Source organism: Desulfosarcina alkanivorans (assembly GCF_009688945.1).
Taxonomy (GTDB): Bacteria; Desulfobacterota; Desulfobacteria; order Desulfobacterales; family Desulfosarcinaceae; genus Desulfosarcina; species Desulfosarcina alkanivorans.
The window spans coordinates 3,453,863-3,475,163 of sequence record NZ_AP021874.1; the positions used below are offsets into that span (position 1 = coordinate 3,453,863).

Annotated in this window: 18 protein-coding genes; 6 read left to right on the plus strand and 12 right to left on the minus strand. The window is 55.9% G+C overall.

Annotated features, from left to right (window positions below):
- Positions 1-82 precede the first annotated feature (82 nt).
- Positions 83-943 (plus strand): ChaN family lipoprotein, encoded by an 861-nt coding sequence (locus tag DSCA_RS15290; RefSeq protein WP_155317248.1) that lies wholly within the window; start codon positions 83-85, stop codon positions 941-943.
- Positions 944-1,020: 77 nt separating this feature from the next.
- Here DSCA_RS15290 and nhaD read toward each other — a convergent pair whose 3' ends face one another.
- From nhaD to DSCA_RS15325, 7 genes are all read right to left on the minus strand, one after another.
- A complete protein-coding gene (gene nhaD, locus DSCA_RS15295; RefSeq protein WP_331457165.1) occupies positions 1,021-2,856 on the minus strand; it encodes a sodium:proton antiporter NhaD in 1,836 nt (611 codons plus the stop codon).
- Between the two features lie 402 nt (positions 2,857-3,258).
- The gene (locus DSCA_RS15300) at positions 3,259-3,969 is read right to left on the minus strand and encodes a lytic transglycosylase domain-containing protein (protein ID WP_197904802.1); all 711 of its coding nucleotides are present in this window, start codon (positions 3,967-3,969) and stop codon (positions 3,259-3,261) included.
- Between the two features lie 445 nt (positions 3,970-4,414).
- Positions 4,415-5,122, minus strand: coding sequence for an ABC transporter ATP-binding protein (locus DSCA_RS15305; RefSeq protein WP_155317250.1), 708 nt, complete (start codon positions 5,120-5,122; stop codon positions 4,415-4,417).
- The gene (locus tag DSCA_RS15310) at positions 5,115-5,906 is read right to left on the minus strand and encodes an ABC transporter ATP-binding protein (RefSeq protein ID WP_155317251.1); all 792 of its coding nucleotides are present in this window, start codon (positions 5,904-5,906) and stop codon (positions 5,115-5,117) included. Before DSCA_RS15310 ends, DSCA_RS15305 begins: the two co-directional genes overlap by 8 nt.
- A gap of 9 nt (positions 5,907-5,915) precedes the next feature.
- Positions 5,916-7,154 (minus strand): ABC transporter permease subunit, encoded by a 1,239-nt coding sequence (locus DSCA_RS15315; protein WP_155317252.1) that lies wholly within the window; start codon positions 7,152-7,154, stop codon positions 5,916-5,918.
- Between the two features lie 73 nt (positions 7,155-7,227).
- Complete coding sequence (locus DSCA_RS15320) at positions 7,228-8,130, minus strand: branched-chain amino acid ABC transporter permease (RefSeq protein WP_174783990.1); 903 nt, start codon at positions 8,128-8,130, stop codon at positions 7,228-7,230.
- 136 nt (positions 8,131-8,266) lie between these two features.
- Positions 8,267-9,391, minus strand: a complete 1,125-nt coding sequence (locus DSCA_RS15325; RefSeq protein ID WP_155317254.1) for a branched-chain amino acid ABC transporter substrate-binding protein — start codon at positions 9,389-9,391, stop codon at positions 8,267-8,269.
- 454 nt (positions 9,392-9,845) lie between these two features.
- On the opposite strand from DSCA_RS15325, the gene DSCA_RS15330 reads away from it, so the two are divergent.
- The 3 genes from DSCA_RS15330 to DSCA_RS15340 all read left to right on the plus strand — a co-directional run bounded on the left by DSCA_RS15330 (position 9,846) and on the right by DSCA_RS15340 (position 14,489).
- A complete protein-coding gene (locus DSCA_RS15330; RefSeq protein WP_155317255.1) occupies positions 9,846-10,703 on the plus strand; it encodes an NAD(+)/NADH kinase in 858 nt (285 codons plus the stop codon).
- Positions 10,704-10,800: 97 nt separating this feature from the next.
- Positions 10,801-12,507 carry an FG-GAP repeat domain-containing protein gene (locus DSCA_RS15335; protein ID WP_155317256.1) on the plus strand — a complete coding sequence of 569 codons (1,707 nt, stop codon included), beginning with the start codon at positions 10,801-10,803 and terminating at the stop codon, positions 12,505-12,507.
- Positions 12,508-12,878: 371 nt separating this feature from the next.
- The gene (locus tag DSCA_RS15340) at positions 12,879-14,489 is read left to right on the plus strand and encodes a hypothetical protein (protein ID WP_155317257.1); all 1,611 of its coding nucleotides are present in this window, start codon (positions 12,879-12,881) and stop codon (positions 14,487-14,489) included.
- Between the two features lie 358 nt (positions 14,490-14,847).
- On the opposite strand, the gene ltrA is transcribed toward DSCA_RS15340, so the two are convergent.
- From ltrA to efpL, 4 genes are all read right to left on the minus strand, one after another.
- Complete coding sequence (gene ltrA / locus DSCA_RS15345; RefSeq protein WP_197904803.1) at positions 14,848-16,098, minus strand: group II intron reverse transcriptase/maturase; 1,251 nt, start codon at positions 16,096-16,098, stop codon at positions 14,848-14,850.
- Between the two features lie 644 nt (positions 16,099-16,742).
- On the minus strand, positions 16,743-17,012 hold the full coding sequence (locus DSCA_RS15350; protein WP_155317258.1) for a hypothetical protein: 270 nt from the start codon (positions 17,010-17,012) through the stop codon (positions 16,743-16,745).
- 38 nt (positions 17,013-17,050) lie between these two features.
- On the minus strand, positions 17,051-17,950 hold the full coding sequence (locus DSCA_RS15355; RefSeq protein ID WP_155317259.1) for an HD-GYP domain-containing protein: 900 nt from the start codon (positions 17,948-17,950) through the stop codon (positions 17,051-17,053).
- Between the two features lie 62 nt (positions 17,951-18,012).
- The gene (gene efpL, locus DSCA_RS15360; RefSeq protein WP_155317260.1) at positions 18,013-18,585 is read right to left on the minus strand and encodes an elongation factor P-like protein EfpL; all 573 of its coding nucleotides are present in this window, start codon (positions 18,583-18,585) and stop codon (positions 18,013-18,015) included.
- 313 nt (positions 18,586-18,898) lie between these two features.
- Between efpL and DSCA_RS15365 the strand changes: the two genes are divergently transcribed.
- Positions 18,899-19,255: a hypothetical protein gene (locus DSCA_RS15365; protein WP_155317261.1), complete on the plus strand. Its 357-nt coding sequence runs from the start codon at positions 18,899-18,901 to the stop codon at positions 19,253-19,255.
- Between the two features lie 562 nt (positions 19,256-19,817).
- Positions 19,818-20,114: a hypothetical protein gene (locus DSCA_RS15370; RefSeq protein ID WP_155317262.1), complete on the plus strand. Its 297-nt coding sequence runs from the start codon at positions 19,818-19,820 to the stop codon at positions 20,112-20,114.
- 65 nt (positions 20,115-20,179) lie between these two features.
- On the opposite strand, the gene DSCA_RS15375 is transcribed toward DSCA_RS15370, so the two are convergent.
- On the minus strand, positions 20,180-21,190 hold the full coding sequence (locus DSCA_RS15375) for a GNAT family N-acetyltransferase (protein ID WP_155317263.1): 1,011 nt from the start codon (positions 21,188-21,190) through the stop codon (positions 20,180-20,182).
- Positions 21,191-21,301 lie beyond the last annotated feature (111 nt).

Sequence of the window (21,301 nt, forward strand, 5' to 3'; positions counted from 1 at the left end):
CCTGCGATCAGGTGCTTGCTGACGAGACACAGATCGGACCCGGAAGCCGGTTCCGTATGAACACCCATCAAGGAGCTATTCCATGACCAGGCATCTTTTCCGATCCATCATGGCACTGTCGACCCTCACGGTCATTCTCCTGGCCGGCGGTTGCCGCGGGCCAGCGAAGACCGGCCCGCTGAACCTATACGATCTTGAAACACGGCAACCCATTTCCGGTCCGCACGCCGTGGCAAAACTGAAACACAGCCGTCTCGTGCTGGTGGGAGAACACCACACCAATCCTGCGCACCACACCGCCCAGCTCCGGGTGATCCGGGCACTGAACGCACAATCGGCGCCCTTGTCCATCGGATTGGAAATGTTTCGGAAAGACAGTCAAAATGCACTGGATCGATGGGTGGCCGGTGAGCTGACTGAAAAGGATTTCAAAAAAACTTATCTGGACAACTGGAATTTTCCCTGGCCCCTTTACCGCGAGATTTTCATCTATGCCCGGGATGAAAAGATTCCCATGGTGGGTCTGAATGTCTCCAGGGGCATCACCCGGCAGGTGGCCCGGCAGGGATTTGCGTCATTGTCGGAATCTCAGCGGGAGGAACTGGAGGGGGTGTCCTGCAACGTAACCCGCGAGTACCGGGATTTCATCCGCAGCGCATTCGGCGCCCATGGCCACGGCAGTATGGATTTTATCCACTTTTGCGAGGCCCAGCTGGTGTGGGACACCGCCATGGCCATCAACGCCGTCCATCACCTGGAAAAGCACCCTGACCGGGTCATGGTGCTGCTGGCCGGCTCCGGCCATGCCCGTAAAATGGGCATCCCTTACCAGGTCGGCAACCGTTCCCCGATGCCGCTGACGGTGCTGCTGCCCCACACACCGGACATCTTCGATCCCGACAGCCTGACCCGCGCCGACGCGGATTTTATCATCATTCCCTGAAAAATCATGGGTGCAGGCGACTGCCGCACCCATGATTTTTTCCAACCCCCTTCAACCGTCAGTCAAAACCCCTGAATTTACATTAGGTGAGAATTGATAAACAGGTGGCATATGATGCTGGCCGCATATCCCAGAATAATGATGGGCGTCCATTTCAGGTGGGCACCGAAGGTGTAGGTTCCCCTGGCCGTACCCATGAGGGCGACGCCGGCGGCTGAGCCGATGGAGAGCATGCTGCCGCCAACCCCCGCCGTCAAGGTCACCAGCAGCCATTGCCCGTGAGACATGGCCGGGTCCATGGTGAGCACGGCAAACATGACCGGAATGTTGTCCACGATTGCGGAAAGGAACCCGACAATCACATTGGCCGACGTGGCCCCCAGGTCAAGGTACATATACTGGGAAACGGCCGCCAGGTATCCAAACTGCGCCAGTCCGCCCACACAGAGAATCACGCCGTAAAAAAACAGCAGGGTATCCCACTCGGCACGGGCAATCTTTTTCATGAGATCAAAATGCTTGGCGGCGGCTTTCTTTTCCGTAAAATCCTGCAGCACCTCAACGGCACCGACAACCTCGCCGGTCTCGTCCTTCACGGGTGCACCGGAAAAAGAGACCCAGCGCCCCTTTTCGCCCAGTGTGGGGACAAACCGGGAGGCCTCGTAGGCTCCGCTGATGTATTCGTTGCGTTTGAAATGCCCCTCATAGTGTCTGTCGATCATCTTTTCCGGCAGGTAATTGAGCACCAGGTCGGCCATCACCGGCTGTTTATTTTCGTAAAAGGGTTTCCACTGATCGCGGGTGCCCACCACCTCCTTGGCCTTGATCCCGGTATAGGCCTCACAGGCCTTGTTCCAGTGGGTGACCGTGTGGTTGGCATCGATGGCAAAGGCAGGCAGGTCGACCTTTTCGATGATCGTCGACAGGTCCAGTTTGCTCTTGACGATGGTGGTAATGGGGTAGACCGATTCGGCACCCCGGGCCCCAAGGATATAATCATAGCGCTCCGAGCGGCCCTCGTGGAGCTTGATGTGATAGGACAGGGGGCCCAGGAATCCCAGCCCCAGCATCATTCCGGCAACCGGCGGGAGGTGCAGAAAATTGTGGAAACAGACCGCCGTGGTGATGGTCGCCAGAAAAAAGGCCATGATGGCCTTGGCCCCGTATTTCATCTCCACCTTTTCATCGACTTTTTTTGGAGACGCCTTTTCAATGGCCAGGCTCATGATAGCCGCAGGAATCAGCCAGTTGACCAGGGACGGAAAAAAGATGTTGAAAAATTCACTGAATTGGACCTTCCCTTTCTGCCAGACCATCAGGGTGGTAATGTCCCCGAAGGGCGAAAAAGCGCCGCCGGCGTTGGCGCCGACCACCACGTTGATGCAGGCCAGGGCCACGAACTTCTTGTTGTCCCCGCCCACGGCCATGACCACGGCCCCCATCAGCAGGGCCGTCGTCAGGTTGTCGGCAATGGGTGAGATCAGAAATGCCAATGCCCCGGTCACCCAGAAGATGGACCGCAGGGAGAACCCCCGTGACACCAGAAAGGCCCGCAGGGACTGGAAGACATTTCGTTCTTCCATGGCGTTGATGTAGGTCATGGCGGCCAGCAGAAACAAAAACAATTCCGCATATTCCAACAGGCTGTGCTTGATTGCCTGGTGGGCCGTATGGGTATCTCCGATACGGATATAGGCAATCGACAAAAGCACCCAGATAAGACCGGCAGCCAGAAGCACCGGTTTGCTTTTGCGCAGGTGAATCGAATTTTCCAGGGGTACCAGCGCATAGGCCAGGACAAAAATAATGATTCCCAGATAGCCAAAGACCGTACCGGTCAAATCGGCCGATGCGGCGGCCCCATGCCCCCCTTCAGCCCATGCCAGCACGGGCATCAGTAAAATAAAAAACAACCACCCAATCCTTCTCATGTTAACCTCTTTTTTCGAATATGATACCACCCGGTGACATTGGGCCCCACAATGGCCTTGATTTTCGTTGATATCAAATCCATGCCAAACCGACATGTCTCGTTTATGTCAATGGGCCCACGATTTACCTATCCCCTGATCGGCTGATAACTTTAGCCCTGGGCACAAGGAAACGGTTGGAAAAACAAAAAGGGGTCAGCATAGTTTATCAGTGCACATATGCCAATAGTTTTTTTATGGAAACCCTGACGCAAGAAAAAAAAGGGAAAGATCCAAGGTGCCGGAGAAGCCGGCCGAAGGACAACCAAAGAGTTGATTCCGTTTGAAAACAGTGGTCAGGACGAAAGCGTCCGTAAGGTAAGACAGATGATGAATGACACCGCGTCAGGCAATCCGCCGGGAATCCGCGGACTGCTCCATTTTGAACTTTTCGTGAAAATGGAGAACTTTTTTGATGTAGCGCTGTGTGGCCTTAAACGGGGGTATCCCCTCATAATTTCGAACATGGCGGGAACCGGCATTGTAAGCCGCCAGAGCCAGCTGCACGTCCCCGTCGAAACGGTCCAGCAGCGACTTGAAATAACGGACGCCGCCATCAATATTCTCGGCGGGGTCGTAGGCATCCTGGACTCCCATCGCCCGGGCGGTTGAAGGCATCAGTTGCATCAGCCCCCGGGCCCCTTTTTTGGATTCCGCATTGGGATTGTACCCGGATTCTGCAAGGATGATGGCGCGTATCAAATCCGGATCCACTTCATACCTCCCGGCCGCCCGGACGATGATACCGTGGAAGGGGATCGATTCGTTCGGCACGACGGCATCCTGTGTCACAGTTATCTCCGGAAGAATCCGGGTGGTATCCGTCAGGGCAACCTCAATCACGGGGGATACGGGCTCGGGTTCAGGCAGCAGGTCAAGTGGGCCGGGCGACTGCGGCATTGCCAGCTTTTGCAGGGGGACATGAACGGTATCGGCAGTTGAGGAAAACGTACAGGCGGCGGTCAATAACAATGTACAGGTGGTCACCGTAAGGAAAAAGATGACCACATCCTTGAAATGGAATGAAGCAGTGGTGTCGTTATTCGTGGTATTCATGGCATTTCACATTGATGATAAGGGTTGAACAAAACGCTGCAATGTTTTGCGTCGAGCATATCGCCCTGGAAAAGCAAATAGAATGCCGGAAAAACGTTGTAGATCAAAATTTACTTATATTTTCTTATAGTTATATAATTTTTTGCACGGACTTTCATCCATCCGGCACAGCCAATGGCAATAAAAAGTGGTGGCATTGGCACCACAGTATGTAATATTTTTCCCAATCAAAGGGGCAAGGGCAAAAAGGGCCGGCAACCTTGACAGCCGGTGGAAGGCGCAGCCGACGGGTGTCGGGCGGGCGCTATCGATAGTCGCCAGTCGCCGCTCCGGCAAGGCCTGGACATCCCGGGCCCCGTTTTCAGCGGCTCGCACCAGGCCGGCGCATTGGCCCTGAGGCCCTGCGGTATTGCAGTGACAGGGTTCAGTCGTTTTCCGAGGACGCCTAAATACCTAAATAAGCCTTTTTCACCTCTTCATTGACCAGCAGGCTGCTGGCAGCATCGGAGAGGGTAATCCGCCCATTTTCCATGACATATCCCCGGTGGGCGACTTTCAGGGCAAGATTGGCGTTCTGTTCCACGAGAAAAATGGTGGTGTTGTTCTCGCTATTAATTTTTTTAATGATTTCGAATATCTGTTTTACAATCAGCGGGGCCAGCCCGAGAGAGGGTTCATCCAGAAGCAGCAGGCGGGGTCGGGCCATCAGGGCCCGTGAGATGGCCAGCATCTGCTGCTCGCCGCCGCTCAAGGTTCCCCCGGCCTGGTTGCGTCGCTCCGCAAGGATGGGAAACAGGCTGAACACATAATCCAGGTCCGATTTCACACCCTCCTGGTCGTTCCGCAGGAATGCCCCCATATCCAGGTTTTCCAGCACGGAGAGGTAGGGGAAAATTCGACGGCCTTCCGGCACCTGGCTGATGCCCATGGAAACGATCTTGTTGGGGTTTACACGGGTAATGGCCTCCCCCAGGAAGTGAACGTTCCCGTTTCTCGGCGGAACGATCCCGGAGATGGACATCAGGGTCGTGGTTTTGCCGGCGCCGTTGGCACCGATCAGGGTGATGATCTCACCCTCTTTGACCTCCAGGCTGACGCCTTTGAGCGCGTGTATGTTGCCGTAATAGGTATGAATATCAACGAGGCTAAGCATCTATTTCCTCTCCGAGATAGGCCTTTATCACGTCAGAATTCTTGCTGATCGCTGCAGGTGTGCCCTGGGCAATTTTTTTACCATAATCCATGACAAAAATGCGGTCCGAAAGGCTCATGACCAGCTTCATGTCATGCTCTATAAGCAGAATAGAGATGCCTTCACTTTCACGTATTCTGAGGATGAGTTCGTCCAGTTCCTGGGTCTCGTGGGGATTCATGCCGGCGGCCGGTTCATCCAGGAGCAACATGAAGGGCTCGGTGGCCATGGCCCTGGCGATTTCCAGGCGCCGCTGGGCACCGTATGGCAGGTTTTTGGCGAAATCGTTGACATGCTTGTCAAGACCGATCTTTTTCAGGATCGAATAGCTTTTCTGGACCACCGCCTCCTCTTCCCGGCGCGTGGATATTCCCCTCAGGACAGCGCCCAGGATACCGGCTTTCATCCGGCAGTGGCAGCCGATCATCACATTTTCGAGAACCGTCATGTTCTGGAAGAGGCGGATATTCTGAAAGGTCCGGGCCAACCCCTTTTCGGTAACCCGGTTGGGTTTGAGCCCGTTGATCCGCTGCGCCGCTCCGTTTTTCGGGGGGCTGATCATGACATCCCCGCCGGTTGGGTTGTAGATCCCGGTAATGCAATTGAAAAAAGTCGTCTTGCCGGCACCGTTGGGCCCGATCAGGGCCACGATTTCCCCCTGGCGGACATCCAGATCGACTTTATCCAGGGCACGCAGGCCGCCAAAATCCATTGTCAGTTGCTGTACGTCGAGTATTGGTTCCATATCCTTTATCTATTGGGCTGCTGGCCGCCCATGCGGCACATCATGTTCGGTTTCTTTGTACTGATAGGTCCGCCGCACCGTTTCCACGATACCACCAGGCCGGAACACCATCATCACCACCAGGATCGCTCCGAATGCCAGTATGCGGTATTCGGAAAGAAAGCGCAGGTATTCGGGTAGGAGAATCAGAATAAATGCACCGACAATGACGCCCACAATGGACCCCATGCCGCCCAGCACCACCACACAAAGGATGTTGATCGATTCCCAAAGCGTGAAACTGGCCGGGTTGATAAAAGTGGTCTTGGCGGCAAAAACCACCCCGGCGAATCCCGCCCAGGTGGCCCCCAACGCAAAGGCCATAAGCTTGGTTTTACGCTTGTCGATCCCCATGGCCTGGCAGGCCACCTCGTCCTCACGAAGGGCGATCCAGGCCCTTCCGATCCGCGAATTCTGCAGGCGGTTGACCACAAAGATGGTAAACAGGCTCAGGATGATCATCAGAAAATAAATGTAAATGGTCGCCTGTTCGATGTTCATGTCCACACCGAAAAACCCCGGTCGGGGAATGTTGGCGATGCCACTGGGCCCGAAAGAAAATTCGTTCCAGTTTTCCATTATCAGGCGAATGATTTCCCCGAATCCCAGGGTGACAATGGCCAGGTAGTCTCCCCGCAGCCGAAGTACGGGAAACCCGAGGATGATGCCGAACAGGGCCGCCAGGCCGGCACCGATGCCGAGTACCGTCCAGAAACCGAGTCCAAAATGATAGTTGAGCAGTGCATAGGAATAGGCGCCGACGCAGTAAAAGGCGGCATAGCCCAAATCCAGCAGGCCGGCGACGCCCACCACGATGTTAAGCCCCAGGCCCAGCAGGACATAGATAAGGGCCGTTATCATGATGTTGGTCTGGTAGATGGAAAAGACGAAAGGAAAGGCCACGGCACCGACCCCCACCGTGATCAGCGCGGGTATGGTGAAACGCCGGTCAGCCAGCAATCGCTGGCTCAGGGTCACCCGGTCAACGCCGTCGGCAACCGTTTCCTGGGAGCCGCGTTCCTTGCGGCGGATCAGGAACCGCCAGACTGCACTCAGCACAAAACTGCCGATCCCCACGAAAAACAGGTTGGCCCAGCGCCATTCGATGATGTTTTCCACCGTATTGACCCGGATCACCATGATGGGGAAAGTTAAAAACATGAACCAGATGCAGACCTGGAATGATTTTTTGAGTTCGTTTGCTATCATGGATGTTTGCTTCTCAATGCGCATGGTTGCCGGCGACAGGCTGCCCATTGCCGGTCGTATCAATATTAAGCCGTTACACCTTCTCTGTGGTTGAGCGCCCCAGAATACCTGCCGGTCTGAAGATCAGGATCAAGACCAGAAAGACGAAGGCAAACACATCTTCATAGTCACTGGAAATATAACCGGTGAAAAAAGATTCGGTCCATCCGAGCACCAGCGACCCCAATACCGCGCCGGGGATTGACCCGATGCCCCCCAGCACCGCCGCCACGAAGGCTTTGATGCCGGCAATGAATCCGATGTAGAAATTGATCTGCCCGATGTGCGAAGCGATCAGCACCCCCCCGATGGCCGCCGTCGCCGAACCGATGATAAAGGTAACCGATATCACCCGGTTGACATCCACCCCCACCAGCATGGCCATATCCCGATCCTGGGCGGTGGCGCGCATGGCTTTCCCGATCTTGGTAAATTTGATCAGGAAGGTCAGCAGGACCATGACAATCGTGGTCGTCACCAAAATGACCACTTCCGGCGAGCCGATAATGTGGGCATAGGGTTCCATGAATTCAAAATCGGGGATGAGCCCGGGAAAAGGCATGAAATCCGAAGTCTGCGCCAGCAATACATAGTTTTGCAGAAACAGGGACATGCCGATGGCGCTGATCAGTGCGGACAGGCGGGGAGCCTGGCGAAGGGGCTTGTAGGCGATTTTTTCCATGGTGTAACCGTAAGCCGATGAATACACCACGGCGACCACGGCGGCGATCAACAAAATCGCAATCTGGTTCCACCCCAGAATGGTCAGCACGCTGATCACGATCAAAGCGGTGAAAGCACCGATCATGTATATTTCACCGTGGGCAAAATTGATCAGTTGCACGATACCGTAAACCATGGTGTAACCCAGGGCAATCAACGCATAGATGCTGCCGCGGGTGAGCCCGCCCAGAAAAAGTTCGAAAAAATATTCCATAACGATTAGACCATAAAAAGGAGTCGGGGGATACCGCCCCGCCGCGGGCAGCCGGACGTGTCAAAGTGACCTTCATAAAAAGTCAGGGGCCAGACACAGGATGTCTGTCCCCTGAACGGTTCCGAAATCACTTTCTCTACTTCAATTCGACGTAGGCACCATCTTTGACCTGGTACATGGAAAAACCCACACCAATCGCGTCACCGCGATCATCGAAACGAATTTTACCCAGCGGGGTTTCCACGTCTTTGGTCCTGAGTGCGTTGGTGACCGCAGCGTAATCGGTGCTGCCGGCCTGCTCGATGGCATTGAGCAGTGCGATGGCGGCCGCGTATGCGTTCAGGTAGAATGCACCCGGGTCGGCAGCGTAGGTTTTCTGGTGGGCCTCGTTGGCGGCAATGGCCATGGAATTCTTGGATACGTCCATGGGGCCGGTGGCATAAACGCCTTCGGCATATTTCTGGGCCACCTTGATAAAGGTATCGTCTTTTACGCCGTCGTCGGAGATAAAGACCGTGTCCATTCTCTTCTTGCGCATCTGGGAGACAATTTTGGATGCTTCCGGATGGTAGCCGCCGAAAATGACCGCCTCGGCCTTGCTTCTTTTGATTTTCTGAACGACGGCACTGTAGTCCACGGCACCGGGGGTAATACCTTCATAAAAGACCACTTCAGCCCGGGCGTCTTTTTCCAGAAACGCCTTGGCAAATTCGGCCAGGCCCTTGCCGTAATCGCCCTTGTCGTGCAGCACGGCGATTTTCTTCAATTTGAGGACATCCAGTGCGAAGTCGACTTCCAGGCGGGCCTGGGCATCATCGGAAGCGATGGTGCGGAAAAAGTTGGGATAATCGCCGCTCTGGGTCAGTGCGGGGTTGGTGGCGGATGGGGACATGACCGGGATACTGGAGTCCTTGTAAATACCCAGCGCCGCCTTGGTGGCACCGGAGCAGATGTGACCCAGAACCACGTGCACCCCTTCGGATACCAGTTTGGTGGCGGTGTTGGTGGCCACTTCAGGCTTGCAGACATCGTCCTCCACCAGCAGTTCCACCTGTTTGCCGAGAACGCCGCCCTTGGCGTTGATCTCTTTTACTACCAGTTCTGCTGCCTTGATGGTCGGGATGCCATAAGAGGCAAGGTCTCCACTGTGAGGCCCGGCAACGCCCAATTTAATGGTATCCGCTGCCATGACGGTACCGGCGGCAACCAGGAATGCAGCGACAACTGCGACGACAAGAAATGGTCCCAAACGTTTTTTCATCACGCCTCTCCTTCTCATTTGGTTATGGTGAAACATCCACGCCAAGTAAAGACGGTTGTATATCTGAGTTGATCAAGTTCAGTCAAGTCAAAAGGCAGCCGATGGCGTCGGTTAACGGAAACGGACAGCACCATTTATCACATATGATTTCTGTTGGTTAAAATCCTGGGCGGGGCTTTCGCCATGTCGACGCCGGGGAAACCGGCGGACCGGGGCCGACAGCTCTGAAGCGAATTCATTTTTTAAGCCTGCCACAATAAAGATATATGTTCCATTGCAAATACTGTCAACAGCATTCCTCGGGAAGATCCACGAGACGCCCGCTGTTTTAAACAGCTCAACCCGTCGCCGCGGGCAGAGGGTTAAACCTTGCCCTGGCCATCAAACCCATGTATGAGGGGGAACCAGGCGGTATGGCCGCAATTTGATATGACAGCGATTCAGGAATACCATTATGGGAAAAAGCATCGGTTTGGTCGTCAAGGATGAAGAAAACGCCTGTCAACAGGCCGACCGGTTCGAACAGTGGCTGGTCCGTAAAGGACTCACGGTCATCCGCCGGCAAAGCAGCCTGCCGGGCGGGGAAAAACCGGAAGCATCTTCCAGGCAGGCGTCGAAATCGCTTTTCTGTGTATTTGTTCTGGGCGGTGACGGCACTTTTTTAAGTGCCGTTCGCTGGATCGGCGACCGGCAGACGCCCATCATCGGCGTAAAATTCGGCGAGGTGGGGTTCCTGGCGGAAACCACCGAAGACCGCCTTTGTCAGGCGGCGGACGCCATCCTGAACGATCAATTCACCACCCGGCCGCAGATGCGTCTTCAGATTCAGGCGTTCCGCGAAGGCGTGGAAATATCCCGGGAGTCGGCGTTCAATGACGTGGTGATCAACAAAGGTGCCCTGGCCCGGCTGGCCCGGATCCGCACTCACATCGACGACCAGTTCCTCACCGACTACCGCGCGGACGGGCTCATCATGGCCACGCCCACCGGTTCCACGGCTTACTCTCTGGCTGCCGGCGGCCCGATCATTCACCCGTCGGTGCCCGGCATCCTGATCACGCCCATCTGCCCCTTTACCCTGACCAACCGACCGCTGATGGTCCCCGACTCGGCCGTCATCAGGATCCAACTGGCCGAAGAGTCATCGGACATCATGCTGACCTGCGACGGCCAGGTGGGACTGAAGATCGACGAACGGGACACCATCGTCATCAGCAAAAGCCCCAATCCGGTTCAGATGATCACCATGCCCGACCAGAACTACTTCGACGTGCTCAAAGCCAAGCTGAAATGGAGCGGCAGCCGGGTGTAGCTGAAGCGTCATTCAGAAACAGATTGCACTTTTATTTTTCCATGGTTCATGTTAACAAGGTTCACAAGGCTGAAATAGGAAAAGGAGATACCCTGATTTGAAGCGCTATCGACGACGGCTGACCGTTTTTTGCTGCCTTTTTGCCATCCTTTCCATCATTTCTTCGATACCCGCATCGGCGCAGGAACCAGGCAATCGGGTCTTGATCCTGCCGCTGACGATTCATTCAGAAAAAGACCTGGCATTTCTCAACAAAGGCATCATGGACATGATGGCCTCGCGTTTCAGCCAGTCGGCCAAGGTGATCCGAAAGGCCAGCGTGGATCCGGGTCGGGATCCCGTCCAGATGGGCCGCGACCTGAACGCCGATTATGTGGTCTCCGGCAGCCTGACCCTGTTTGGCAACAGCACCAGCACCGATATCGCGCTGACCGAAGTTGAATCCGGCGATACGGTATTGCCGTTCAGCCAGTTCGGCCAGAGCAGCAGTGATGTGCTCGTGCACATCAACCAGTTCGCCGTCCAGGCGAACCGGTACATTGCATCCCTCTCCGCCGCTGCCCCCCCGGTGGCCGCACCCATCGCGCCGGCACCGGCGGTGATGGTCCCCCAGGTCCAACCGGCCCAACCCATGCAGCCGGCGGCGGTCGCGGCGCCCCGGGCACCAACCCCACCGGCACCTCCCGAGTCCCCGCCTGTCGCTGCAGTGGCGGCGGCACCGGCTGCCGCCGTGGCGGAGACGGCCCGCACCCAAGCCGTTGAAGCCCTGTGGACCAGCAATCCCTTCAAAGGCACCATCCGCGCCCTGGCGACCGCCGATGTGAACGGCGACGGTCATACGGATATTGTATTCGCCCATGAAAACCGGATTGTCGTCGAGCATCGGAACGGTGACCGCCTGGAACGGCTGGCCGCCTTTGATGCAGGCAGGCGCCACACGATTGTATCGGTGGACGCCGGAGACATTAACGGCAACCAGGCGGTTGAAATCTTCGTCACCCGGCTGGACGCCCACAACAAACTGGACTCCGTCGTATTGGAGTGGGACGGCGCCGGTCTTCGGCCCGTTGCCACCGGCCAGCGCTGGTACTTCCGGGTGGCCGACGACCCTGAAAAGGGCCGCATCCTGATGGGCCAGCGGCGGGGAACCCCGGCGGCCAACGATACCGGCGGCCTTTACGCCTACACCCATTTCCTGCCCGGCGTGTTCGAACTGACCTGGAACGGAGAGGCCTACCAGGCCGGCCGCCGTTTCCCGCTGCCAGAAGACATGACCATCTATCGGTTCACCCGGGGGGACATCTTCAACGACGGGAACATCCGGGCCATCGGCTATTCCCCGGCCGACCAACTGCGCATTTATACCCCGAGCGGCAGCCCCCAGTGGGCCGGTGAAGAAACCCTGGGCGGCAACCCGCTTTTTCTGGAAGCCACATCGTCCACCGACGCTCGGACCAAGGATCGCACCTACCTGACCCAGCGCCTGATCGCTGCCGATCTGGACGGCGACGGCAAGGTCGAAGTGGCCACCGTCCACAATCGCGATGCGGCCAGGGGCTTCGTGGAGCGCTTTCGAAAGTACACCCGCGGACGGGTGCTGGCCCTGCGCTGGAACAAGGTCAACATGAAGGAGGTCTGGACCGGTGAGGAAATCAGCGGCTACATCAGCGATTTTTCACTGGCGGACCTGAACGGCGACGGCCGGCTCGAGGCGGTTTACGCCCTGGTGACCAGCACCGGCATCACCCAGGCCAAGTCCAGCAATATTGTTGTCGAGCAACTGGTCGGATTCTCAAGCAAATGACAGATTAACATCTTGCAACCCGAATGAAATAACAATACTCAAAACACAAATTCCAAATAAATCTCAATGACCAAATTCCAAACGATCTGCCGGGGCCGCTATATTCTGCAAGGGGTTGTTGGTATGGTTTGAGATTGTGAGATTGTGATTTGTTATTTTCAGTTGATACCACCGGATCACTCATCAAGATCCGTTCTCTTTACAGAAAATTGGTATTTCATTTATTTGACCGCTGTCAGCCACATGCTGGATTGTCGGTGCAGCCTGGACAACTGCATCTACGCACCATGGAAAAGGGGGTGATCGAAAGCATCGCGGTTAGTCGGATCAGCACGTGTACCATTACCACGTTTTCAACAAGGAGGAGCCAGATGAAGAACGTTAGGTTTGTAGTTGCCATTTGTGCGGCGCTGATGATCGCTGCCCCGGCAATGGCCCTGGATTTGGAGATTTCGGGGCACTATTTTGTAGAAGGGTATAACCATTCCAATCAAGAACTTAAAGACACCGATGCCACGAATGACTATCTTAGTATGGAGTTCATGGCCAAACCAGTATTTAAAATTAATGACAACATTACCCTAACCACCCAGTTCACGGCCCTGCAAGACCACGTCTGGGGCAAAAATGCGTTTCCGCAAGCCGGCAATGAAATTCTCCCGATTTCAGATAGCAATGGAAATTTCATAACAACTGGCGAGAGGGATGATAACGGGTTCCTGGTCACAGGCTCTCCAGAAGTGGATTCCAGCAACAATTTTGACTGGAAAGCCGCCTATATGACCATTAAAACCCCCATTGGCGGCTTCATCGTCGGCCGCTACATCGATACACCCTGGGGACTCGGTCTGGGCGACAGCACCGCCAGCCACGGCAGCAATGACCGGCATAAGGACCGCATCATGTGGGTCATACCTGTAGGCGACTTCATTTCGGGTGCCGTCTACCAGAAAAATGTGGAAAATGACGACAACAATTTGGTTTCCGACCAGGATTTTACCAAAGCCTATGTATTCAGCGCCTACAAGCAGAAAAATTGGTCCACGGGACTGCTTTTCGCTAAATACACCCATAAGGACTATCCTTCCTCCAAAAACTTACAGACCGCTGTCCGAAATGCAGCAATAGCGAAACAAACAGAAGCTTTAACTACGGCTGGAGCCCTTGCAGCGGGCGCTGACCTTGCAACTGCACTTGCAGCTGGAGCTAATGCCGCTGCCCCAGCTGCAGCAGCTTCAACCGCAGCATACGAAACCAGGGGCAGCTTGGACCTTTGGGTCCTCGATCCCTATTTCAAAGGGACCTTCGGCGGGTTGGGCATTGAAGCTGAACTGCTTTATGGCTGGGGGGATGTCGACCAAAATGGTATCGGTACGGATGACCTGGATGCCGAGGGCATGGGCTACATGTTCGATCTTTCCTATGATTTTGGACCCTTTTCTTTAATGGCTGGAACTACATTTATCTCAGGCGACTGGGATCTGAACGATGATACGGCAAGCCCCATGGGTTATTTCGAGCCCTCGATCGACCACGAACGCGGCTTCCTGCTCACCTCCGATACTTCCGGCCTTGAAACAACCCTTGGCGGACGGGTGAATGACCCCACTGTAAATGGAACCGGACCCCTCGGGATGCCCATGGGCAATCTGTCCGGCGGTCCCGGAACCGTCACCGGCCAGGCCGGCGCCCAGATGTTCTATGTGGACATCGGATGGCAGGTGATGGAAAAACTTGAACTGGGGCTCTTTGTCGTGACTTCTAAAGCGGATGATGTGCCCAAAACAATCACCGGCAATGAATGGGACGATGACCATGGAGAAGAGTTCGACTTCAAAATCAAATGGAACATTATGGACAATTTGACATTTAGCGGAATTGTTGCCCACCTGTCGGCCGGCGATTATTGGAAACAAGGCGATCCAAGTAGAGAAGTAGAAGACCTAACAACCTTTTACGGTCAACTGATCGTCGAATTCTAACCCGACCAGTAGCGCCGAATTCCCGTTTCGGCGGGAACCTGACAGACGGACCCAAACGCCCCGGTGGCCTTACGCTGCCGGGGCGTATTTCTTTTGTTCCCTCCGTCCTGAGCGGCCCTTTTTTCGCGGCTGGAAGCCGCTCCTACGCCGGCATGGACCGGTGTGGTGCTCTTGGGGATGGCAACATCAAGCCCATTTTCTTCCTTCAGGACATTTACACGATAGTCCATTCATGACACCAGCAAACCACGCTGACTGCAGGTGCATTGAGCGATAGGGGTCGGGAAGGGCCGTCGCCCTCCCCGCCCTCCGAACCGTGCGTGCGGTTCTCCCGCACACGGCTCTCCAGTCGGTGGTTTCAACATCGTGATTGGCTTGCCAGTGCATGGGCTTCGGTCATGGTGAAAAGCCCACGCTCAGCAAAGAAAGCATTCGGCCAGCGGGTATGGTCTTTACGGCATTGACCCATTCCAGGACGCTTCTGCTGTTTCCGTAGCACCGATCGAAGCCGACGACGGATAAATCCATCGACCGATTTGAACTCATTGGAATTCGCATGTTTGAAATAACCAAACCACCCACGCAGCATCGGGTTCAGGTCCTCAATAATGTGTTTGAGGCTGTTTCCTCGCGTGCGCCGGGTCTTGGTCCGAATGCGATCCCGCAAGGCGTTCAAACTTTTGCGGCGGACCCATCGTCTTCCAGCCTCGAACCGATATCCCAGAAACTCGAAGCCTTGCCCCGGTACCGTGCAATCCCCCACGTGGGTTTTGTCCGGATGCAAGGTCAGACCGTTTGCCGCTACCCAGGCGTTTATAACGGCCAGCGCCGATTGAGCCGTCTCCGGGCTCGGGCACATCACGACAAAGTCATCGGCATAACGCACCATGCGGTACCCTTTGGACCGCATCAGACGGTCCAGCGGATGCAGGTACAGGTTCGCCAACAGCGGGCTGATAACCGCACCTTGCGGCGTGCCACCAATCGGCGTCCATCGCTTGAGCTCGCTGATGATATCCTGTTTGAGATACCCGTGAATCAGGTCGAGAACCCGCCCGTCGCTGATGCGCGTTTCCACCAGCGCCATCAACCGGTCATGGGCAATGGTGTCGAAGTAGCTCGCCAGGTCCGCATCCACGACATGGGTGCAGCCATTCTTAATCAGGCGGTCCACCTCTCGAAGGGCGCTCTTGCAACCGCGCCCCGGTCGGAAGCCAAAGCTCGTCTCCTCGAATTCCTTTTCGAAAATCGGTTCTATCACCAACTTCAACGCCGTCTGCACGATGCGGTCCTTGACCACCGGAATTCCCAGTGGGCGGGTCTTACCCGGTCCCTTGGGGATCTCCACGCGCTTGACCGGCTGGGGGCGATAGGTTCCCGATTTCAACGACTCCGACAATTCCTCAAGGTAAGCCGACGCCTTGTACCCAAACCGTTCGATACTCTGGCCGTCCACACCTGCCGCCCCCTTGTTTGCGGCGACCTTCTGCCACGCGATTTCAAGGGTTCGCTGACGGGCAACCTTGTCGATCAGGCTGAACCATGTGCCTCCTTTGACGCCGTTTTCCAGCGCCGCCAACATGCGCTCTGTCCAGATCGAGGCTTCCACCCAACTTCGGGTTTCTGTGCCTTGTTTAGTCCCGCCGCGACGGGACACTGGCGACACGTAGCTTGTGCATTGCCTGTTACTGGATTTCACACATCCACCTTCCTGCCTCCCTTCCCTCGGCACGGGTTTGCTCTCCGCGCTTCTCACGACAGTCGCCGCTGCAGTACTATGAAGGCTCTGACTCCTGTCCACATCACCCCACAGACAGGTCTCCCCGCTTTACCCACGACGCCTTCCGACCATTCCATCTCCAACCACCTGACGTCCCCCTGTCCCAGCTTTAACACGCTACCCCTTAGCTCGGCAGGTCCCCTTTCTTCGGGTAGAGGCTTCGCCATTCTCCAAGCAGGCTCGCCGGCAACGCCCGGCCGAATCGAGTTCGTCATCCTACGGACTGGTCGTTCACCTCCGGTTGCTTCCCACCCCGCCTCACGGCGACGCAGTTACCTTCGGTTACAGGCCCGGAGAGCGATAGGCCTGAAGAGAACTTGCACCTCTTTGACATCGTGCGCTCACGGGCGCACTAGGAGCGGCTTCCAGCCGCGAAATCACTATCACCGACGATCAGAGCCTAACATCGCATTCCGGCAATACCGATTATGGCGCAAATGATAATCATCAAGGAAATACAAAAGGAGGAAACGTTACCGGAGCAGGATCAGGGTGATAATGACAACCAGCAGGATCAGGCCCGCGGCCATCAATCGCTTTCTGGTTACCATCGGCGTGCCGGACGCAGAGGGTTTCTGCCTGTCTTTCGCTTTGAAGGCACGGATTCTTTCTATTTTTTCCTTTTCCTTCATCCTTTCCCGCCGCCTGGCCGCATCGCCCCGTCTGTCGTAGGGCCCTCCTCTGCGGTCATCCGCAACGAACAGGTGGTCCTGGCGGCGGGTTTCGGTTTTTCTTCTTTCCATAGGCCTTCCTCCGTGTTTTTTTGGCTATGGCAAAAGAGTTATTTTTCAATGACCCCGTAGCCATTATTTTCCGGCGGAGTGCCCCGGCGCTCCGTTGACAAAACACACCGGCTGTAATGGGGTCGTGAGCGCCGGTTCAGGGCAACGAGCACCCGGGCGACGGTTTCGCTGATGATGCCCGCCCCGGCCTGGCGGGTAATCTCCTCCAGAGCGGACCGGTTGTCGTAGGAAACCGGCCGGTAAGGCCGGGGTGAAATCAGGGCGTCGTAGACATCGCTGACCATGATGATGTCGGTCATCAGATGGTCGATGGGCCTTCCCAGCGGGTATCCGCTGCCGTCCCTGCGCTCGTGATGGTCACGGGCCACCCTGGCGGCCAGGATGGTGGAATCCCGGAAATAATAGCTCAGAAGCACATACCCGGCCAGCACATGGTGCCGAAGGTGGTCAAACTCCGTTTCCGTCAGGGGAGACACCTTGGTGAGAATTTCAAGGGGAACGCACAGCTTGCCGATGTCATGGGTCGGGCCGGCGATAATTTCCTGCATCAGGGCATCCGCATCGTTGATCAGTTCCCGGGCGATCAGGATCGAGAGTGCGAAAACAAGCAGGGTGTGGCGATAGGTATAAAAATCAACCCGGCGAAAATAGTAAAGCGATTCCAGAACCGCTTCGGGCATGACCACGTCCCCGGCAATGGCAAGCAACGCCCTTTGGCGGGCGGGGTCGTGGAAGATCACATCGTAGGGGGCGGCGGCAAAAAAACCCAGCAGGTCCGGCCGGACCTGCCGGTAGTCCAGCAAACGGCGGGTGGCGACGGCAGTCGGCTGACTGCAGGTGAGCGTTTCCATGACCGGTCCGGAAAGGCGGGTCCCTGCCGCCAGCAACTGGTTACCCTCAAGATCGGTTACCGCGTGGTTGAGCTGGTAATCCGGCATGGATTGCGCCTCCTGAACGCCGTAGGATGCTTTACATGCAATGCCAACGCATGTTGCAGGTTTCAACTTTTGACCCGGGTCATATACTGGCCGGTCTCCGTGTTCACCCGGATCACTTCACCGGCGGTCATATACTCGGGCACCTGGACGGTGACCCCGTTGGACAGTTCGGCAGGCTTGTTCCGGTTGGTGGCCGTGGCCCCCTTGATCGCCGGCGCGGTGTCCACGATCTCAAGATCGATGGTCTGTGGCAGTTCAATGCACAGGGGGTGGCCGTCCCTGAGCAGCGCGGTGATCCCTTCCAGCCCGTCGATCAGCCACGGGATCTGTCCTTCCAGACTTTCTTCGGATAAGGTGTACTGCTCGTAGTTTTCACTGTCCATGAAGGTGTAGAGGTTCTGGTCGCGGTAAAGAAAACTCACCCGTCGCTTGTCCACTACCATCTCTTCCAGCGTATCGTTCCCCTTGTAGGTCTGGTCCAGTTTCTGGCCCGATATCAGCGATGCGTACCGGACCTTGTAAAGGGTGTTGGCCCCCCGTGCCGAAGGGGTGTGAACGTCGATGTGCTTGATCTGGTAGGGGTGGTTGTCGATATCGATGATATTTCCTTTTTGAAGACTGCTGGCTTTTGGCACGGATGTTCTCCTGTATGGTCGTCATTGTTGACAGCCGGGGCAACGGGTCCGGACCGACCATCGTTGACGCCCGCTCGACAAAGTATGTCTTTCCCTGACCTTTAAGAAAAAGGGCTGGGCAAGGCCAGAGGGAGAAGGCGGCATGAAATTACGCCGACGACCGATAACGCTGTCCCCAACTTTTTTCTTAACGGCTATACTACCGCGTATCCGGGCTCAGGGCAATACAGTTGACGACGGAATGCGGCGACACCATTTTAAGACGTCGGCTTAAGATTCAAACCATCATGATCACGGCCTGTTGAGGAAACAAGTGAACGAAGACATCTGGCTGGAAAAAATGCGGCGGACGACGATGACCGGTGAACAGCAGCAGCAGCTGTTTGAAAAAATCGGCGCCATCCTTAAACGCGCCATCGATGACCGGTCACCCCAAAAACGACCGGCGGGCAAAGCGGGCCTCAGGGCCGAAAAAGGCTACTACCGCCTCCTGTACCTGGAGGGAGACGTCCATGAACAAGCGGATCGTGAGGCCCTGGCCGATGGATGGGAACACCTGAACGGGATATTGCGCCAACTGACGGATCTCCCCGAAATCCGGGCGGAGATCCTGGCGGGGGTTATGGCCACCGTGGATGAGATCACCGGTCAGCTGCCCGGCGCTGATTGACGACCGGTTGAGCATAACAGGCAAATGATGCGCCGCCACTTTCGCCGCTCCATTCTGTGCCTTCGCGCCGAGCCCCGATAAAAGCGGAGGCCCCCCGCAAGCCGCATCAAGGAAGTGTAGATGGTTTTATAGGGTTTACAGGCCATCCGGGCCAAACGTACAATTAACATCGTCATTCCGCTGTTGTACAATGGCACCCATCGATTATCCCGACCGGCCCACACCGCTCTCCTAAGGCAAGCCATGCACACCGCAGGGAATGCAGTCCGATTCCATTGGCAACGACTGGATGTTCACAAACTGACACTGAAGCCCTGTGGCCACCGTTTCCTGTGGTGGGCCTTGACCGCTGGCCGAAGTTCGTTGCCGGTTGCAGTCAGAATGACCGGAGACAGGGACAAAACCATACCAGGAGGGCGAATGCAAAAAACCGGGTCCATGAAATTGCTCCTGTCCGGCCTTCAGGTGGAAGGGTCCGCCTGAAGGCCGGCAATCGACCTTTCCCAACCCACCGATACCGGCGGTAAAAAGCCATCGCTGCCGGACAGCAAGGAGGTGAAAAATGGTCATCATCAGTGCGCTTTGTTTTCCCCAGGAAAGCGCCAATAAAGTGGGAAAGCGCTTTCTGGAAATCGCTCCGCCACCGGACTATATGAGCATGAAAGGCCCCTATATCAAGGGAACCGAGCAGGGAATCCGGGCCATCGAGATATTTGAGCTGGATGAAACCAAGCTGGCCGTGGGCCTGGATTATGTCACCCAACGGTCCGTTTCCTATTTCGGCATTCCCGGCTTCACCTACGAGACCAATGTCTATTTCGAGGCCCAGGAGTCGCTGAAGCTGATCGGCCTGGCCTGACACCATGGTATTCTGGTCCGGCAACAGGGGAAAACCTCCCGGTGCTGCCGGGCCAGCATCCCTGTTCAGCCCGCCGGATCATCGATCAGGCAGAACATGGTCACATCCGGGCTCATTGCCTGCCGCTGCCGGTACTCCGCACGACTCTCCCGGACAAACCCCAGTTGGGCATAAAGCGCTTCCAGACGCGGGTTGTTGGTCAGGGAAATAAAACGCGTGTATCCCTGCGAACGCATCAGGGCCATGAATGATTTTACCGTGTGCACGCCCACCCGCTGGTTGCGGAAACGGGTGGAAATGGCCAGTGCGCCCAGTTCCACGGTCTTCTCGTCGATGATCTTCTGCTCCACGCACCCCACCACGATGCCGTCGATGGCGGTCACATAAAACCGGTGCCGATGGTCATTCAGGTATGCCTTGCTGCGGGGCTTTAAAAAACCCGACCGCTTGTACATCTCAAGAATCCGGTGAACGATGGCCACCTCCGCGTCGGTGCGCACCTGGCGGAAATCTTCCCGGAAGTTGTTGGCGATGAGGGTCCCCGCCCCTTCCACGGTGAACAGTTCATGTTTGATGATGTTTTTGCCTGCCGGCAGAATGTGAACACGATCACACTGCCCGGCCTCGATCTTGCGGCAGATGCAGGCCATGGCCCCCTTGAAATTGACATTGGCGATGGGCCCGCCGAATTCGTCCAGCGATTGGCGGACCCGCCCGGTGGTAATGGCGTTGATTTTATCGCCCTGACGGTCAATGAGGAACCGGCGCTCCAGAAAAATCACCTTGAACATGGCGGGTCGATGGTTGAGTACCGCGTCGTAAAAATCGATTTCCGGTGAAATGCGTATAATTCCGGTATCCGGAAGCCGGCGTTCCAGCTGGGTGATCAGCTTGCGGTTGGCGAACCGGTTGGGCATGTTGTGCAGCAAGGTGGTGACGGCGCCATGGCGGACCAGGAATTTGATGTCGGTGATGACGTCCTGAAAATGATCGCGCAGGATGCCTTCCCGGCAGGCGATAAAGACGTGCCTTCCGGCAAGGGCGCGCGCGTATTCTTTCAGGTAGAGTTTGGGCATGGATGTTAACAGAATTCTGAGTTTTCAATTTTGAATGAAGGTTTTCTACCGTTTCAAAAACAGACAGAATACATTAATTCAAAACGCAACATTATAATTTCAAATATGTCT

What these genes read in the sequence shown, in the direction of transcription:
- DSCA_RS15290 (WP_155317248.1), top strand. Translation starts at nt 83, where the DNA reads ATGACCAGGCATCTTTTCCGATCCATCATGGCACTGTCGACCCTCACG.
- DSCA_RS15300 (WP_197904802.1), bottom strand. Translation starts at nt 3,969, where the DNA reads ATGAATACCACGAATAACGACACCACTGCTTCATTCCATTTCAAGGAT.
- DSCA_RS15305 (WP_155317250.1), bottom strand. Translation starts at nt 5,122, where the DNA reads ATGCTTAGCCTCGTTGATATTCATACCTATTACGGCAACATACACGCG.
- DSCA_RS15310 (WP_155317251.1), bottom strand. Translation starts at nt 5,906, where the DNA reads ATGGAACCAATACTCGACGTACAGCAACTGACAATGGATTTTGGCGGC.
- DSCA_RS15315 (WP_155317252.1), bottom strand. Translation starts at nt 7,154, where the DNA reads ATGATAGCAAACGAACTCAAAAAATCATTCCAGGTCTGCATCTGGTTC.
- DSCA_RS15320 (WP_174783990.1), bottom strand. Translation starts at nt 8,130, where the DNA reads ATGGAATATTTTTTCGAACTTTTTCTGGGCGGGCTCACCCGCGGCAGC.
- DSCA_RS15325 (WP_155317254.1), bottom strand. Translation starts at nt 9,391, where the DNA reads ATGAAAAAACGTTTGGGACCATTTCTTGTCGTCGCAGTTGTCGCTGCA.
- DSCA_RS15330 (WP_155317255.1), top strand. Translation starts at nt 9,846, where the DNA reads ATGGGAAAAAGCATCGGTTTGGTCGTCAAGGATGAAGAAAACGCCTGT.
- DSCA_RS15340 (WP_155317257.1), top strand. Translation starts at nt 12,879, where the DNA reads ATGAAGAACGTTAGGTTTGTAGTTGCCATTTGTGCGGCGCTGATGATC.
- DSCA_RS15350 (WP_155317258.1), bottom strand. Translation starts at nt 17,012, where the DNA reads ATGGAAAGAAGAAAAACCGAAACCCGCCGCCAGGACCACCTGTTCGTT.
- DSCA_RS15355 (WP_155317259.1), bottom strand. Translation starts at nt 17,950, where the DNA reads ATGCCGGATTACCAGCTCAACCACGCGGTAACCGATCTTGAGGGTAAC.
- DSCA_RS15370 (WP_155317262.1), top strand. Translation starts at nt 19,818, where the DNA reads ATGGTCATCATCAGTGCGCTTTGTTTTCCCCAGGAAAGCGCCAATAAA.
- DSCA_RS15375 (WP_155317263.1), bottom strand. Translation starts at nt 21,190, where the DNA reads ATGCCCAAACTCTACCTGAAAGAATACGCGCGCGCCCTTGCCGGAAGG.